Annotated in this window: 14 protein-coding genes; all 14 read left to right on the forward strand. The window is 62.6% G+C overall.

What is annotated here, in order from left to right; translation table 11 throughout:
- Positions 1–176 precede the first annotated feature (176 nt).
- The 14 genes from ruvC (at position 177) to ftsH (ending at position 14533) form a co-directional block, all read left to right on the forward strand.
- Positions 177–692: a crossover junction endodeoxyribonuclease RuvC gene (gene ruvC / locus M0H32_RS13440; RefSeq protein WP_248154760.1), complete on the forward strand. Its 516-nt coding sequence runs from the start codon at positions 177–179 to the stop codon at positions 690–692.
- Entirely contained in the window at positions 689–1306 is a 618-nt protein-coding gene (ruvA, locus tag M0H32_RS13445; protein ID WP_248154762.1) for a Holliday junction branch migration protein RuvA, read from the forward strand. The genes ruvC and ruvA overlap by 4 nt, the downstream gene beginning before the upstream one ends.
- Positions 1303–1545 (forward strand): endonuclease, encoded by a 243-nt coding sequence (locus M0H32_RS13450; RefSeq protein ID WP_248154763.1) that lies wholly within the window; start codon positions 1303–1305, stop codon positions 1543–1545. Before ruvA ends, M0H32_RS13450 begins: the two co-directional genes overlap by 4 nt.
- Positions 1538–2578: a Holliday junction branch migration DNA helicase RuvB gene (gene ruvB, locus M0H32_RS13455; RefSeq protein ID WP_248154765.1), complete on the forward strand. Its 1041-nt coding sequence runs from the start codon at positions 1538–1540 to the stop codon at positions 2576–2578. The genes M0H32_RS13450 and ruvB overlap by 8 nt, the downstream gene beginning before the upstream one ends.
- A 115-nt stretch (positions 2579–2693) precedes the next feature.
- Positions 2694–4802 (forward strand): methyl-accepting chemotaxis protein, encoded by a 2109-nt coding sequence (locus tag M0H32_RS13460; protein ID WP_248154767.1) that lies wholly within the window; start codon positions 2694–2696, stop codon positions 4800–4802.
- A gap of 82 nt (positions 4803–4884) precedes the next feature.
- Positions 4885–5352, forward strand: coding sequence for a tol-pal system-associated acyl-CoA thioesterase (ybgC, locus tag M0H32_RS13465; RefSeq protein WP_248154768.1), 468 nt, complete (start codon positions 4885–4887; stop codon positions 5350–5352).
- Between the two features lie 264 nt (positions 5353–5616).
- Complete coding sequence (gene tolQ / locus M0H32_RS13470; RefSeq protein ID WP_248154771.1) at positions 5617–6324, forward strand: protein TolQ; 708 nt, start codon at positions 5617–5619, stop codon at positions 6322–6324.
- Positions 6325–6326: 2 nt separating this feature from the next.
- A complete protein-coding gene (gene tolR / locus M0H32_RS13475; protein ID WP_248154773.1) occupies positions 6327–6776 on the forward strand; it encodes a protein TolR in 450 nt (149 codons plus the stop codon).
- Positions 6777–6782: 6 nt separating this feature from the next.
- Positions 6783–7736, forward strand: a complete 954-nt coding sequence (locus tag M0H32_RS13480; protein ID WP_248154775.1) for a TonB C-terminal domain-containing protein — start codon at positions 6783–6785, stop codon at positions 7734–7736.
- Positions 7737–7780: 44 nt separating this feature from the next.
- The gene (gene tolB, locus M0H32_RS13485; protein ID WP_248154777.1) at positions 7781–9130 is read left to right on the forward strand and encodes a Tol-Pal system beta propeller repeat protein TolB; all 1350 of its coding nucleotides are present in this window, start codon (positions 7781–7783) and stop codon (positions 9128–9130) included.
- 157 nt (positions 9131–9287) lie between these two features.
- Positions 9288–9773, forward strand: coding sequence for a peptidoglycan-associated lipoprotein Pal (gene pal / locus M0H32_RS13490; RefSeq protein ID WP_248154778.1), 486 nt, complete (start codon positions 9288–9290; stop codon positions 9771–9773).
- Positions 9774–10145: 372 nt separating this feature from the next.
- Complete coding sequence (ybgF, locus tag M0H32_RS13495; protein ID WP_248154780.1) at positions 10146–11090, forward strand: tol-pal system protein YbgF; 945 nt, start codon at positions 10146–10148, stop codon at positions 11088–11090.
- Positions 11074–12447 (forward strand): tRNA lysidine(34) synthetase TilS, encoded by a 1374-nt coding sequence (tilS, locus tag M0H32_RS13500; RefSeq protein ID WP_248154782.1) that lies wholly within the window; start codon positions 11074–11076, stop codon positions 12445–12447. The genes ybgF and tilS overlap by 17 nt, the downstream gene beginning before the upstream one ends.
- A gap of 169 nt (positions 12448–12616) precedes the next feature.
- Positions 12617–14533 carry an ATP-dependent zinc metalloprotease FtsH gene (gene ftsH, locus M0H32_RS13505; protein ID WP_248154784.1) on the forward strand — a complete coding sequence of 639 codons (1917 nt, stop codon included), beginning with the start codon at positions 12617–12619 and terminating at the stop codon, positions 14531–14533.
- Positions 14534–14643: the final 110 nt, after the last annotated feature.

Genomic DNA, 14643 nt, shown 5'->3' on the forward strand with positions numbered 1-14643 from the left:
TTCGGGTGTGCGGCTGGACGAGGGCTCCGCCCGATGGTGAGGCGGCCGGCCGAGCGTGGGATAGGCCTTGGAGTGCCGGCGAGACCTGCCGTTCTGGCATGTTATGGACAGGCTTTCCGGTGGTAAGCCGCGCTTTGGCTGGCGTCAACGGGGAAGTTTTGTTACCGATTTGTTCCATGACACATGCGATTCGATTGCTGGGCATCGACCCGGGTCTGCGGCGCACCGGCTGGGGCATGATCGAGGCGGCCGGCAACAGGCTGTCCTTCATTGCCTCCGGCACCGTGACCTCCGACAACAAGAAGAGCTTGGCCGAGCGGCTGGTGCAGCTTCATGACGGCCTCAGCGAGGTTGTGCGCGGCTTCGATCCGGCCGAGGCGGCGGTCGAGCACACGTTCGTCAACAAGGATGCCGGAGCAACGCTGAAACTGGGGCAGGCCCGCGGCATCGCGCTTCTGGTGCCCTCGCTTGCCGGTCTGCCGGTGGCCGAATATGCGCCGAACCTGGTCAAGAAGACCGTGGTTGGCACAGGCCATGCGGAAAAGGAACAGATCCGGGCGATGGTCAAGGTTCTGATGCCACGGGCGACCTTCAACTCGGACGACGCCGCGGACGCGCTGGCGATCGCCATCTGCCATGCCCAGCACCGGGCGAGCGGGACAGCGCGGCTGGCTGCAATGGGTGTTGCATGATCGGAAAACTCAAAGGCACGGTCGACAGCTATGGCGAGGATCACGTGATCCTCGACGTGCACGGCGTCGGCTATCAGGTCCATTGCCCCTCACGTATCCTGCAAGGGCTGCCACGGGCCGGTGAAGCGGCGGTGCTCTTCATCGAGACCATTGTGCGCGAGGACATGATCCGGCTTTACGGCTTTGCCGCCGAGGCGGAGCGTGAATGGTTCCGCATCCTGATGACCGTGCAGGGCGTCGGCGCCAAGGTCGCGCTCGGCATTCTTGGGATCCTGAAGGCGAGCGAAGTCGCCAATGCCATCGCACTTGGCGACAAGGCGGTGATCACGCGGGCGCCCGGGGTCGGCAAGCGCGTTGCCGAACGCATCGTCGCCGAACTGAAGGACAAGGCGCCGGGTCTTGCGACGGTCGATGCCGGCACGATTGCCGTCTCGCAGAATGTGGCCGACAACGTGGCCGCACGGCCGGTTGCCGAGGCCGTCTCGGCATTGACCAACCTCGGCTATGCCCAGGCGCAAGCAAGCGCGGCGGTGGCCAAGGCAATGCAATCCGCCGGCGAGGAGGCAACCACGGAACAGTTGATCCGCCTGGGGCTTAAGGAATTGTCGGCATGATCGCCGTGACCTACGCCGTCATCGCGATTGTCTTTGTGACGCTTGGTCTCGGCGGTATCATGTATCTCGATCACCGGTTCAGCCAGGCAGTGGGTGATCGGCCGTTCTCGATGAATGGCCGGCGAATCGAGACGGACGATCCGTTCGTGCTGCGCCAGTACAAGAAATTCTATGCGCTTCGTGTGGCCTATTCCCTGGGGCTTCTGGTGCTTCTGTTTGTGGTCGTAAGTTATGTCTGATGACAGCCGTATCGTGACGCCGGAGATCCGCGGCGATGAAATCGACAGCACCATGCGCCCCCAGGCGCTGGACGATTTTGTCGGCCAGGCCCAGGCGCGCGCCAATCTGAAGGTTTTCATCGGCGCGGCCAAGGCACGGGGCGAGGCGCTCGATCATGTCCTGTTCGTCGGGCCTCCGGGCCTCGGCAAGACCACGCTGGCCCAGATCATGGCGCGTGAGCTTGGCGTCAATTTTCGTGCAACGTCCGGGCCCGTGATCGCCAAGGCCGGCGATCTGGCGGCGCTTTTGACCAATCTGGAAGAGCGTGACGTGCTCTTCATTGACGAGATCCACCGGCTCAATCCGGCGGTTGAGGAAGTGCTTTATCCGGCAATGGAGGATTTCCAGCTCGACCTGATCATCGGCGAAGGCCCGGCGGCACGTTCGGTCAAGATCGACCTGGCCAAATTCACCTTGGTGGCGGCGACGACCCGGCTCGGCCTCTTGACGACGCCGCTGCGCGACCGGTTCGGCATTCCGGTGCGGCTGCAATTCTATACGGTCCCGGAGCTGGAACATATCGTCAAGCGCGGCGCCTCGATTCTCGGCATCGGCATGGCGGAAGACGGGGCCCGCGAGATTGCCAAGCGCTCGCGCGGCACGCCGCGCATCGCCGGCCGCCTGCTCAGGCGGGTGCGCGACTTTGCCGTTTTCGACGGCGCCGAACGGGTCGACCGGGCGCTGGCCGACAAGGCGCTGTTGCAGCTGGAAGTCGACGGCGCTGGCCTCGACAGTCTCGACCGGCGTTATCTCAATCAGATCGCCGTCAATTTCGGCGGCGGCCCGGTCGGCATCGAAACCATCGCCGCGGCGCTTTCGGAGCCGCGGGACGCCATCGAAGAGATTGTCGAACCCTATCTGATCCAGAACGGTTTCCTGCAGCGGACCCCGCGCGGCCGCATCCTGACCCCGATGGCGTTCGAGCATCTCGGCCTGGCGGCGCCGGCACGGCCGGACGCGCCGCAAATGGGTTTGTTTTCAGACAGTGATTAGGCTTCCGTAGAGCAAATAAAAGACCGCCTCGTAAAAACTGGCCAGGCTTGTTGAGCGATTAAGCATTTATTGGCGAATCCGCGCCTATTGTCCCGTTAACTATGTGGGGGACACCATGCGGAAGCGGCTTTCTTCTAAACTGGCTCTGATGTTTCTGGCGGGCGCACTGACAATGTGCGTTGCCATCGTAACCGTGACTTCAATCATTTCCCGGGATGTGGCCAACGGCCAGGCGGATGCCGGACTGCAGAGCGCGACCAAGGCGAAGCAGAAGGTGCTTGAGCTGTCGCTTGGGCAGGTCAAGGACAGCGCGGCCTTCTTTGTCACCCTGGAAGGGGCCAAGGACAGCCTGATGAAGACCATGGTCGGCTGGAAAAACCTGAAAGAAGGCCAGACGGCGCTTTTGCGCAAGATCTTTGTCGACGACAATCCGCACCCGAACGAACGGCATCTCCTGGTCGAGCCTGCGGAATCCAACTATTACGTGAACAACCACAAGGTCGTGCATCCGATCTATCAGGATCTGATCGGCCAGGGTCTGTTCTCGGACGCGGCGCTCGCCAATCCGGAAGGCTTCATCACCTACACCTACCGCAAGGGGCCTGAATTCGGTTTCCACGTGGACGATGCGCAAATCGCGGGTAACCCGGTCCAGATTGCCATGGGCAAGCTGTTCGCAGCTTCGAAGGCGGAAACGCTGGCCGGGGGGCAGATCTATTCCTCCGGTTTTGTGACCTCCGACGACGGCAGTGTTACGGCGGTGCTTGCCGCGCCGGTGTTCTATCTCGACCGGTTCTTCGGTGCGGTCGCCTTCACCGTCGACATGAAGCACCTGGCGGTGCTCCTGAACGAAAAGACCGGGCTTGGCGAAAGCGAGCAGGTTTTTCTCGAAGATGCGGCCGGTAAACTGGTTCAGCTCGGCGATGGCGGAGAGGCTGCCGCCGTCCATGCCATGACCGATATCCGGGTAGATGATCGCCTGATCCAGCTCGACGATGGTGTCTACCGGTTCGCTGAAGCCAGCAACACCTTTATCGGCGCGCCCTTTGGTGTGATTGCCGCGGTGAAACAGACGGAACTGTCCGCTGCCGCGGACCGGATCACCTACGGTGCGGTCATTTCCGGTTTCCTCTGCCTGGTGCCGATCGTCGGCCTTATCTGGTGGGTGACCCGGCGCATGTTCGCTCCGATGGAGCGTCTGTCCGAGGCAGCTCGCAAGATCGCCGACGGCGACCTGGAGGTTGCGGTTGAGGCGACTGAGCGGCATGACGAGATCGGCCGCATGGCAAGATGCATCGAGGTCTTCAAGGACAATTCGGTCGAGCGCGAACGCCTGGCGTCGGAACGCAAGGTGGGTCACATTGCCCGCGAAAAACGCGAGAAGCTGATCGATTCGCTGATTGCCGCCTTCCGGGCCGAATCCCAGACCGTGCTCGAACTGGTGGAAACCAACATCGCCCGGGTCGAGGATGTCTCCTCCGCGCTCAACCAGCGCTCTGCGTCGGCTTCCGAGCAGGGCCGGACGGCGGTGTCCACCTCCGAAAACGCTTCCTCCAACGTCCAGGCGGTGGCCTCGGCCACCGAGGAGCTGAACGCCTCCATTTCGGAAATCTCGCGGCAGGTCGAGACGACGGCCTCCATCGTGGCCCAGACCACGACCGCGGCGCAGAGCTCCAATTCCAAGATTTCCGGCCTTGCGGAAGCTGCCAACAAGATCGGCGATGTGGTGTCTCTGATCTCCGAGATTGCTGAACAGACCAATCTGCTGGCGCTGAACGCGACCATCGAAGCGGCTCGTGCCGGCGATGCCGGCAAGGGTTTCGCGGTCGTTGCGTCGGAGGTGAAGTCGCTGGCGGGGCAGACCGCCAAGGCAACCGAAGAGATTTCCGCCCAGATCGCGGCGATCCAGGCGTCCACCACCGAAGCGGTCGACGAGATCGCCCGGGTGTCGGAATCGGTTGAGGAGGTCAATTCCTACACGGCCACTATCTCCGATGCTGTTCAGCAGCAGGGGGCGGCGACCGGCGAGATCTCGCGCAACGTTGCCGAAGCCGCAGAAGGCACGCGCAGCGTCGCCAACACGGTGGCCTCGCTCAATGAAGGCGTTGCGGAAAACTCGCAGGCGGTCGGCGACATGCTGACGGCGACGATCGAGATGAAGCAGCAGGCCGAACAATTGCGCGCTTCCGTCGAGAAATTCCTCTCCGAGGTTGCGGCCGCCTGACCGCGCTCATAGGTATGGAACAGTCGGGCCGTCCGGTCGTAAGACCGGGCGGCCTTTTCTTGTCTTGAAACGGGATTTCATCATGTCTGACTGGCCGGATCTGTCGGGGCGCCTGGAAGAGGGGGGGCATGTTCTCCCCGTCAGGGTCTATTACGAGGACACCGACTTTACCGGGATCGTCTATCACGGCGCCTATGTGCGTTTCTTCGAGCGGGCCCGCTCCGACTTCCTGCGCCTGATGGGCATCCATCACGCGGAGATGGCCGCCGGCACCCACGGCGCCACACTGGCTTTCGCCGTCCGCTCGATGACGCTGGATTTCCAGAAACCGGCCCGGATCGACGACGTCCTCGAGGTGCATACCAGCCTGGCCGAATACAAGGGCGCGCGAATCCGGCTCGACCAGCTGATCCACCGGGGCGACGAATTGCTGGTCTCCGCCGCGGTGACCGTTGCGGTGATCACGTCCGAAGGGCGTCCGACACGGCTGCCGCCGATGCTATCGGAAAAACTTCTGAGCCATGCACCGGGAGAAAGTTCCGACAATTGAAGACCTTGCCCGCTTAAATGGCGGGCAGGCCGCTTGACGGACGTAAAATACTTTCAAAACAAAATTCGACGTTAATCTTGCAGTAACCTTAATTGATTCCTTTAGTGTGGGGCTTTCTTCAGCAGGAAACGTCCCAGTTTTGACAAATTCAAACGTCAGAGAGGCGACTGGTCATAAGAACCGGTCGAGCGATTCCGGTTCCTCGCTGCCGTTTTTGAACCTTGAACGCATTCCGCGGCAGCCGACCCAGGGGTCATTGAACTTATGGAAACACTTGTCGAATCGACATTGGGAGCGCCGGACGGCGGCATTTCGTTTTTTGCGCTGTTCTGGCAGGCACATATCGTCGTCAAGATCGTGATGCTTGGCTTGCTCAGCGCCTCGATCTGGTGCTGGGCGATTATTGTCGACAAAGTCATGCTGGTCGGCCGCACAAGGCGGCAGATGAACCGGTTCGAGACCGTGTTCTGGTCCGGCCAGTCTCTGGAAGAGCTCTACAACACGCTGCACAACCGGGTGAACCATTCCATGGCGGCGCTGTTCGTGGCGGCCATGCGCGAGTGGAAGCGCAGCCATGAAGGCGCGCGCCCGGCAATCGGCAGCCTGCAGCAGCGTATCGACCGGGTGATGGATGTCACCATCCAGCGCGAGGCCGAGCGGCTTGAAAACCGGCTGCTGATCCTGGCAACCGTCGGATCGTCGGCGCCGTTCATCGGCCTGTTCGGCACGGTCTGGGGCATCATGACGGCGTTCCAGGCGATTGCCGCGTCGGAAAGCACCAACCTGGCCGTGGTCGCGCCGGGCATTGCCGAAGCCCTGTTCGCAACAGCGCTGGGGCTGCTCGCCGCGATCCCGGCCGTGATCGCCTACAACAAGTTCAACAATGATGTCGCCAAGGCCGTGGCCCGGATGGAAGGCTTTGCCGATGAATTCTCGGCCATCCTGTCGCGCCAGATCGACGAGAGGGGCTGACCATGGCCATGCAGGTCGGTTCCGGGCAAGCAGGCGGGCGCCGCGGACGGCGCCGGCGGCGGCATGCGCCGATGAGCGAAATCAACGTGACGCCCTTCGTGGACGTCATGCTGGTGCTCCTGATCATCTTCATGGTTGCCGCGCCGCTGCTGACGGTCGGCGTGCCGATCGATCTGCCCGAGACGCGCGCCAAGGCGCTGGAAGGCGACACGGAGCCGATCACGATCTCGGTGAATTCCGCCGGTGAGATTTTCATTCAGGATACGCCGATCACGATCGAGGAAATCGTGCCGAAACTCGAGGCGATTGCCGAGAACGGCTACGAGGAACGCATCTATGTGCGCGGCGATCAGGATGCGGATTACGGCACCATGATGCGTCTCATGGGCCGGATAAGCGCGGCCGGGTTCAAGCGGCTCGGTCTGGTCACTCTGGAAGAACGGGACTCGTAAAGCGTCATGCGCGCTGGTCTCATCGCGTCTTTGGCCGGTCATTCGGCCCTCCTGCTCTGGGGCTTGATCGCCTTTCCGGACGCGGAGAGCTTTACCGTGCCGCAGGTGGAATCCCTGCCGGTCGACCTGATCCCGGTCGAGGAATTCACGCAGTTGCGCCTTGGCGAGAAAACCGCCGAAATACGCGATGTCGCCGCCGTTCAGCCGAGCGAGACACCGGCGGAGGAGCCGCCTGAGCCCGCGGAGAAGCCGGGCGACAGCCAGGTTCAGCAGCCGACGCCGCCGACACCTGCTCCGGCTCCGACGCCTGCGCCCGCGCCCGCTCCGGAACCAGAGCCTGCCCCTGTTGTGGCAGAGCCCGAGCCGGCACCCGCACCGGCACCGGCCGCGGAACCCGCGCCGGCCGCCGAGCCGGAACCGGCCCCGGAACCTGCGCCGCAGCAGCAAGCGGCCCCCGCGCCACAGCCGATCATCACCAGTGTGGCCCCGCGCTCAAAGCCGACGCCGCCGCGCCGGACGCCGGAACCGCCAAGAGAGAATCTCGACACGGAAACGATCGCGGCCCTCCTCAACAAGACGGATCCTGCGAAACAGGCCGGCAACGCCTCTGAGCAACCGGCGTCGCTCGGCTCGCGCAGCGGTGCGCAGAACATCCGCATGACCCAGTCGGAACTGGACGCCCTGCGGGGCCAGGTCTCCCAGTGCTGGAACCCGCCCGTCGGCGCCGTCGGCGCGGAAGACCTGAAGGTGCGCGTGCGCTTCAACCTGTCCCAGAACGGGGAGGTCACGGGCGCACCCGAGATCCTGAATTCCAGCGGCAACCCGGCGTTCTCGGCCGCCGCAAGCAGTGCGACACGTGCAATCATGCGCTGCCAGCCATATTCTCTGCCCATTGCCAAGTATGAGGCATGGCAGGAAGTGATCATCAATTTTGACCCGAGGGAGATGCTCGGGGGATAGTCCGGTCGAACCGGACCCAAGTCGATAAGGGAGCTGTTTTGCTCATGCGCGGAATTTTCAAAAGACTTTCTGTTCTTGCAGGCCGAAAGGCGCTGGGGCTCGCTTTTGTCGCCGCGATCCTGGCTGTCTTTTCAGTGCAGCCGGCCGCGGCGCTGGTCGAAATCGACATCACCCAGGGCAATATCGAACCGCTGCCGATCGCGCTGCCCTCCTTTTCCGCCGAAGGCGGCGACAGCAAGCTGGCCAGCGACATGACCAATGTCATCGCCGCCGACCTGAAGCGCTCCGGCCTGTTCCGGCCGCTGGATCCGGCCAGCTTCATCCAGAAGAACATGAGTGTGAATTCGACGCCGCGCTTCGGCGACTGGCGCCAGATCAGCGCCCAGGCGCTGGTGACCGGAACGGTGATCAAGCAGCCGGATGGGCGTCTCAAAGCCGAGTTCCGCCTTTGGGACGTGTTCGCGTCCGAACAGATGCTGGGGCAGCAATTCTACACCACGCCGGAAAACTGGCGCCGCCTGGCGCATATCATCGCCGACGCGATCTATGAGCGCCTGACCGGTGAAAAGGGCTATTTCGACACCCGCATCGTATTTGTCGATGAAACCGGTCCGAAGGACAAACGGGTCAAGAAACTGGCGATCATGGACCAGGACGGCGCCAATGTGCGTTACCTGACCCGGGGCGACGATCTCGTGCTGACGCCGCGCTTCTCGCCGACCAGCCAGGAAATCACCTACATGTCCTATGGCGGGGCCGATCCGAGCGTCTATCTTCTCAACATCGAAACCGGCCAGCGCGAAATCGTCGGCAATTTCCCGGGCATGACCTTCGCGCCCCGGTTCTCGCCGGACGGTCAGAGCGTTGTCATGAGCCTGCAGCAGGGCGGCAATGCGAACATCTTCAAGATGGACCTGCGCTCGCGCCGGACCACGCGTCTGACCAACACGGCGGCGATCGACACCAGCCCGTCCTATTCGCCGGACGGCGCCCGGATCGTCTTCGAGAGCGACCGTGGCGGCACCCAGCAGCTCTACGTGATGAGCGCGGGCGGTGGTGAGGCGCAGCGGATTTCCTTCGGGCCCGGCCGCTATTCCACACCTGTCTGGTCGCCGCGCGGCGATCTGATCGCCTTCACCAAACAGCATCAGGGCCGGTTCATGATCGGCGTCATGCGGCCGGACGGCAAGGGCGAGCGGATCCTGACCGAGGGCTATCACAATGAAGGTCCTGCCTGGTCGCCCAACGGCCGTGTTCTGGTGTTTTTCCGCGACACGCCGGGCGCCAATGGCGGTCCGCAGGTCTGGACGGTCGACCTGACCGGGTACAACGAGCAGCGGCTGGCAACGCCCGCCTTTGCATCGGACCCGTCCTGGTCGCCGCTGATCGACTAGAATTTCGAAAACGGGGACACGGCGCATCGGGCGCCGTGTTAAGATTTCGCTTACCATCTTTGAAAAGACGTTTTTTACCGGTTTTGGCTAGAAAGCGTTTACCAAGAACCGGGTGGTCCGGAACCAGGGTTTGCGGGCTGGGGTTTAGGAGACTGGAATGTTTAAACGAGTAAATGCGGTGGCCGGCGCGCGTTGGATCGCGGTCTGTTTTGCCGTGCTGTTTTTGGCGGCCTGTGCCCAGACACGGACCGATGGGCCGGTGGGCAATGTGAAACCAGGTACCGGCCAGGACTTCGTGGTCAATGTCGGCGACCGGGTGTTCTTCGAGGAAGACCAGTCCGTGCTGAACGGGCAGGGCCAGTCAACCCTTGCCAAACAGGCACAGTGGCTGAACAAGTATTCGCAATACACGATCACCGTCGAAGGCCATGCGGACGAGCGCGGCACGCGCCAGTACAACATCGCGCTTGGCGCGCGGCGCGCCCAGGCCGCCCGCGACTATCTGGTGTCGCAGGGCGTCAATGCCTCCCGGATCCGGACGATATCCTACGGCAAGGAACGGCCGGTCGCGGTCTGTAACGACAACAGCTGCTGGTCCCAGAACCGCCGCGCCGTGACGGTCCTGAACAACGCCACGAACTGACGTCAAAACTCAGTGCAGAAGAAGGCCGGGCAAACAGCCCGGCCTTTTTTGTTCAGTCCTTCAGTGTGTCTTCCCGGCCAGGCCAGCGCGAGCCGGGCCCGGGGAGCCAGAAATCTCTGTGTCGTGAAGTGCGCTCTTTCCGCGGGCCTCTGGCGCCCCGACCCCGGATCTTCGCTGTGCCGCGTTCGGAATAATGACGGCAGGATTGGCATTGGGCGTGCCAAAAACGTTTCGTTTTCATTCGGAAACGTCAAAATTTGGCCGAAGTCGGAGCGCTCTTCTGCACTTGAGTAGATAGCCGGTCATGATAAGACTTCATGCGGAAGGAACCGTGGGCAAGGCGTTCACGGAGTTTCCGAACCGGAGGAACGAATGCACATTTTCAAGGGACTGGCAGGTCTCGTTCTGGCGATTGTCATGATCGCCGCGGCCACACCGTCCGAAGCCCAGTTGTTTGGCCGCCGCAACGACGAATCCGCCGTGCGCATCAGTCAGCTGGAAGAACGGATCCGGGCGCTCACCGGCCAGATCGAACAATTGTCGTTCCAGCTGCGGGAAATGCAGGACCAGATGCGCCGCATGCAGGAAGACAACGAATACCGCTTCCAGCAGCTGGAAGGGGGAACCCCGGGCAAACGGTCCGACATCGCGCCCGGGTCGGGCGCCCCGGGCCTCGACGCCAATGGCGTGCCGCAGTCGGGGAGCCTGGTGGCACCGGGCGGCGAGCTCGCCCAGCTGCCCGCGGACGGATCCGGCGATGCTAATTGGGACCAGTCTGGCGGCTACGAGAATGGCCTGCCGACGGACGGTCCGATCGACCTGTCGGCGCTGGCCAACGGGCTTGAAAACGTGCCGGGCACCGGCGACACGTTCTCACAGGACCCGGGCCTTGCCACTGACGACGACCAGATTGCCGGCATCATCGGCAGCGGCGATCCGCAGACGGACTACAACGAAGCCTATTCCCTCGCGGTCAACGGGGATTATGCCGGGGCAGAGCACGGCTTCAGAACCTTCCTGGAAAATTACCCGGACGACCAGCTTACGGCCAATGCGCAATACTGGCTCGGCGAAAGCCTGCTGGCCCAGCAGAATTACCGCGAAGCGGCCGATGCCTTCCTGAAGACCTACACCAAGCATCCCGGTAACGAAAAAAGCCCGGACAGTCTCCTGAAGCTCGGCATGTCATTGCGCGGCCTGGGGGAAGCCGAGGCAGCCTGCGCCACGTTTTCCGAACTCCTGAACAAGTTTCCGAATGCCGCGCCCGCCGTTCTGACCCAGGCCCGGGATGAACGCCGCCGTGCCCAATGTTCCTGACAATCCGGTCGAGCCTGACGGGCTCCCGGACGATCACGTCGATTTTCTCTTTTCCCGGCTGAAATCCTTTTCCCAACTGGCTGTCGCCGTCTCGGGCGGTGCCGATTCTCTGTGTCTGATGGTGCTCCTGGCCGAATGGCAAACGCGCCGGGCCTGGCCCGGCCGGATCGACATCCTTACGGTCGATCATGGCCTGCGGACGGAAAGCGCCGCCGAGGCTGACTTTGTCGCCGCCACGGCGAAAGACCTCGGCCTGTCCAGCGCGGTTTTGCACTGGTCCGGTCCCAAGCCTGCCAGCAATGTGCAGGAAGAGGCGCGCCGCGCCCGGTACCGGCTGATGGCGGCGCATATGAAGGACACCGGCGCGGAGGCGCTGCTGCTCGCCCATCATCTGGACGACCAGGCCGAGACCTTTCTGGACAGACTGACCCGCGGCAGCGGGGTCGCAGGCTTGAGCGCCATGGCGGCGGATGAGCTGGACGGACCGGAAGGCCTGCGGCTGGTGCGGCCGCTTCTGTCCGTTTCGAAACACGCACTTGAGTCAAGTCTTCGCGCGCGCGGCCTGACCTGGTGTACCGATCCGAGCAACCGCGACAGGAAATACAAGCGCAGCCGGCTGCGACAGCTCTTGCCGCATCTGGCGCAGGAAGGCTTGACCGCGGACCGGCTTGCCGGGACGGCTGCAAATATGCGCCGGGCGGACGAGGCGCTGGATGCGATTCTGCACGATCTGATGCAAAAACATCTTGTCGAGCACCCGGCCGGGCCTCTGAAACTGGACCGTCTGGTCTTCCGCTCCCTGCCCGAAGAGCTCCGGCTGAGGATGTTGTCCTGGATGATGTCCCGGGTGACCGGCCAGGCGCCGCGCCCCAGGCTGCGCAATCTTGCCGGCCTGGACAGGATGCTTGCCGGCGACCGGCCGTGCCGGCTGACGCTGTGCGGCGCGATGTTCGATGGCGGACCCTCGGTGCTCACCTGCTGGAAAGAGCCGGGACGCAGACCGCCTGAAACACTGTCCGGCCTGAGCGGCAGTGGCATCTGGGACGATCGCTACAGCTATGTGGTGCCCCAACCTCTGGAGAGCGGTGAACCGCAAAGTCTTTGTCTCGGACCGATGATCGCGGCGCCGCTCACGTCGAAACAGGTCGATTGGCCGACGGGCTGGCCAAAAGCAGCCTTTCACTGCGCGCCGGTTGTGTGGACGGGTGGGGATGTGCTGCTGGTTCCCTTCCTGTCTACCGATATCGACCTAAGCACTTCCCGCAGTTTTCAGGAATTGGAATTGGAGCGCCTGCCATTCCAAGCTAAATTGCCCGGTAACTATGTAGACGATGGGAACGGCCCTGGAGAAAACTAGAGTTTTCCCCGTGGGGAAGTTCTGATAGAGGTCCGGGCTTAACAAAATAGTCAGCGCATCTGCGCAACTATGGCGCACCGCCTTGGCAGCGGCCTTTCGGCGACCTATGTTCGCTGTAACGAAAAGAGACCGCGTGAGTTAAGTCGCGTTGGGCGGTTAAGGAAACGAAATGAACGCACATTTTCGCAACTTTGCTCTTTGGGTGATCATCGCATTGCTGCTGATCGCCCTGTTCCAGCTGTTTCAGAGCCCGGCACAGCATGGTGCGACCAATGACATTGCCTATTCGGACTTCATGAAGCAGGTCGATAATGGCGAAGTCAGATCCGTAACAATCCAGGAACAGAAGATCACCGGCATCTACAACAGCGGCGGTGCCTTCCAGACCTATGCGCCGGACGGGGCGCAATATGTGCCCGAGCTGCGCTCGAAAGGCGTCCTGGTGAACGCCCGGCCGCCGGCGGAAAGCTCGCCGCTTCTGGGCGCCCTGTTCTCATGGCTGCCGATGCTGATCATTCTCGGCATCTGGATCTTCGTGATGCGCCAGATGCAAGGCTCCGGCGGCAAGGCGATGGGCTTCGGCAAGTCCAAGGCCAAGCTTCTGACGGAAGCCCATGGCCGCGTGACCTTCGAGGACGTCGCCGGCATCGACGAAGCCAAGGAAGACCTCCAGGAAATCGTCGAATTCCTGCGCGACCCGCAGAAATTCCAGCGCCTCGGCGGCCGCATTCCGCGCGGCGTGCTGCTGGTTGGCCCTCCGGGCACAGGTAAGACGCTGACCGCCCGTGCGGTGGCCGGTGAGGCCAATGTGCCATTCTTCACCATTTCCGGTTCGGATTTCGTGGAAATGTTCGTCGGTGTCGGCGCGTCCCGTGTCCGCGACATGTTCGAACAGGCCAAGAAGAACGCGCCCTGCATCATCTTCATCGATGAAATCGATGCGGTCGGCCGTCACCGCGGCGCCGGTCTCGGCGGCGGCAACGATGAACGCGAGCAGACCCTGAACCAGCTGCTGGTGGAGATGGATGGTTTTGAGCCGAATGAAGGCATCATCATCATCGCTGCCACCAACCGTCCGGACGTTCTCGATCCGGCGCTGCTGCGTCCGGGCCGTTTCGACCGCCAGATCGTCGTGCCGAACCCGGACATCACCGGTCGCGAGAAGATCCTGAAGGTGCATATGCGCAAGGTGCCGCTGGCGCCGGATGTCGACGTCAGGACGCTCGCGCGCGGCACCCCGGGCTTCTCCGGTGCCGACCTGATGAACCTCGTCAATGAAGCCGCGCTGCTGGCCGCCCGCCGGTCGAAGCGTCTGGTCACCATGGCCGAATTCGAGGACGCAAAGGACAAGGTCATGATGGGCGCGGAGCGCCGCACCCTGGTGATGACCGAGGAAGAAAAGAAACTGACCGCCTATCATGAAGCCGGTCATGCTCTGGTCGCCCTGCATCAGGAAGCCTCCGACCCGATCCACAAGGCGACGATCATCCCGCGCGGTCGCGCGCTCGGCATGGTCATGCGCCTGCCGGAGAAGGACCAGGTGTCCCTGACTCGTGCCAAGTGCAAGGCCGATCTGGCCGTTGCCATGGGGGGGCGTGTCGCCGAGGAAATGATCTTCGGCTACGAGAAAGTCACGTCCGGCGCGTCCGGTGACATCCAGATGGCCACCAAGCTGGCTCGCGCAATGGCGACACAGTTCGGCATGTCCGACAAGCTCGGTCCGCTGCTTTATGGCGAAAACCAGGAAGAGGTTTTCCTGGGCCACTCGGTTGCCAAGAACCAGCATGTCTCCGACGAAACCCAGAAGATCGTCGACGCGGAAATCAAGTCCTTCGTCAACCAGGGCTATGAGACTGCCAAGAAAATCCTGGGCGACCATGAGGACGAGCTGCATTCGATCGCCAAGGGGCTGCTCGAATACGAGACGCTTTCGGGCGACGAGATCAAGGATCTCCTCAAGGGCAAGCCACCGGTGCGCGACACCGACGACGACCAGCCGGTCGGACGGTCCTCCGCGGTTCCGACCGCCGGTGCCAAACGCGGCGGCGACGAAGCCAGCGGCGGCATGGAACCCCAGCCGTCCTGATCAGCGCCGATTTGACGAAAAGGAGCCCGGCTTGTGCCGGGCTTCTGTCGTTCCAGCTGATCGGACGTGCCTGTGAATGGTAACAATTGCTCACATATTTTGAATCGTTA

It is taken from the genome of Roseibium sediminicola (assembly GCF_023156505.1).
GTDB lineage: Bacteria > Pseudomonadota > Alphaproteobacteria > Rhizobiales > Stappiaceae > Roseibium > Roseibium sediminicola.